Here is a 1,884-nt window from a genome sequence, read left to right as displayed (position 1 = left end):
CTCTACGTCAGCGCGTTCTGACCTGCCGGCAACGCAGCCGCCCGCCATATCGCAGAGTCCCGACACAAGGGGCTGAAATAACTCGGCTATTTGCGCTTCGCCGATGTGAACGCCGATGGCGTCATTTGGCGTCGCGAACAGTGCGGGCCGCATGCTGGAGCTTTTGATCGTCGCCCCTGTTTTGATGCAATTCCCGACGGAAAACCGTTTCACACTTTTCCTGGAACTGCTCTAAAAGGCTGCGAAGCAGGAGCGCAAGGAGGCCGGCATGGACAGCGAGAACAAGAAACCGGCCCGGTCGGACCTCGACGAGGCCGCTCTCTACTTCCACAAGCATCCCATTCCCGGAAAGCTGGAAATCCAGGCGACCAAGCCGCTCGGCAACCAACGCGACCTGGCGCTCGCCTATTCGCCGGGGGTCGCCGCCCCTTGCCTCGAGATCCGCGACGACCCGGCGACCGCCGCCGACTATACGGCGCGCGCCAACCTTGTCGGCGTCGTCTCCAACGGCTCGGCGGTGCTCGGCCTCGGCAATATCGGGCCGCTCGCCTCGAAGCCGGTGATGGAAGGCAAGGCGGTGCTGTTCAAGAAGTTCGCCGGCATCGACGTCTTCGACATCGAGATCGACGCGCCGGAAATCGAGCGCATGGTCGAGACGGTCGCGGCGCTGGAGCCGACCTTCGGCGGCATCAATCTCGAGGACATCAAGGCGCCGGAATGTTTCGAGGTCGAGGAGCGGCTGAAGGCCCGCATGGGCATCCCGGTGTTCCATGACGATCAGCACGGCACGGCGATCATCGTCGCTGCCGCGGTGCTCAACGGGCTGGAATTCGCCGGCAAGACAATTGCCGACATCAAGATCGTCACCTCGGGCGCCGGCGCCGCCGCGCTCGCCTGCCTCAACCTCCTGGTCTCGCTTGGCGCCAAGGTCGAGAACATCTGGGTCACCGACCGTTTCGGCGTCGCCTATAAGGGACGCCTCGAGGAGATGGACCGCTGGAAGGACCCCTATGTGAAGGACACGGAGGCGCGCACGCTGGCCGATGTCATTCCGGGCGCCGATGTCTTCCTCGGCCTTTCCGCCGCCGGCGTGCTCAAGCCTGAATTGCTGCAGCACATGGCGCCGAAGCCGCTCATCCTGGCGCTGGCCAACCCCAATCCGGAGATCATGCCGGAGGCCGCGCGCGCGGCGCGTCCGGATGCGATGATCTGCACAGGCCGCTCCGATTTTCCCAATCAAGTCAATAATGTGCTGTGCTTTCCTTACATCTTCCGCGGCGCGCTCGACTGCGGCGCCAGCGCCATCAACGAGGAAATGAAGATGGCGGCGGTCAGGGCGATCGCCGCCCTTGCCCGCGAAGAGCCTTCGGATGTCGCCGCGCGCGCCTATTCGGGCGAGACGCCGATCTTCGGGCCCGACTTCCTGATCCCCTCGCCCTTCGACCCGCGCCTCATCCTGCGCATCGCGCCGGCCGTCGCCAAGGCCGCCTGCGACACGGGCGTGGCGACCAGGCCGATCGCCGACTTCGCCGCCTATATCGACAAGCTGAACCGCTTCGTCTTCCGCTCCGGACTGGTGATGAAGCCGGTGTTCTCGACCGCCAAGGCATCCAGCGCCAAGCGCGTCATTTATGCCGACGGCGAGGACGAACGCGTGCTGCGCGCTGCCCAGGTGGTGCTGGAGGAAGGCATCGCCGAGCCGATCCTGATCGGCCGTCCGCATGTCATCGAAGTCAGGCTGAAGCGCTACGGATTGCGTATCAAGCCCGGCGTCGATTTCGGCCTGATCAACCCGGAAGAAGATCCGCGCTACCGCCACTATGTCGACTTGCTGATCGAGCTTGCCGGGAGGCGCGGCGTGACGACGGAAGCGGCGCGCTGCTT

At 64.8% G+C, this 1,884-nt stretch carries 2 protein-coding genes; one reads left to right on the top strand and one right to left on the bottom strand.

Features of this window, described 5'->3' with window-relative positions; all coding sequences use genetic code 11:
* A partial coding sequence (locus EN745_RS36615; protein ID WP_210213787.1) for a hypothetical protein occupies window positions 1–213 on the bottom strand: 213 nt, incomplete at its 3' end.
* Window positions 214–268: 55 nt separating this feature from the next.
* Between EN745_RS36615 and EN745_RS34275 the strand changes: the two genes are divergently transcribed.
* A partial coding sequence (locus EN745_RS34275; RefSeq protein ID WP_127423275.1) for a phosphate acyltransferase occupies window positions 269–1,884 on the top strand: 1,616 nt, incomplete at its 3' end.

Origin of the sequence: Mesorhizobium sp. M4A.F.Ca.ET.022.05.2.1 (assembly GCF_003998845.1) — a bacterium.
GTDB lineage: Bacteria > Pseudomonadota > Alphaproteobacteria > Rhizobiales > Rhizobiaceae > Mesorhizobium.
Note: the sequence above shows the minus strand (reverse complement) of the source record. Positions and strands in the feature narration are given on the sequence as shown.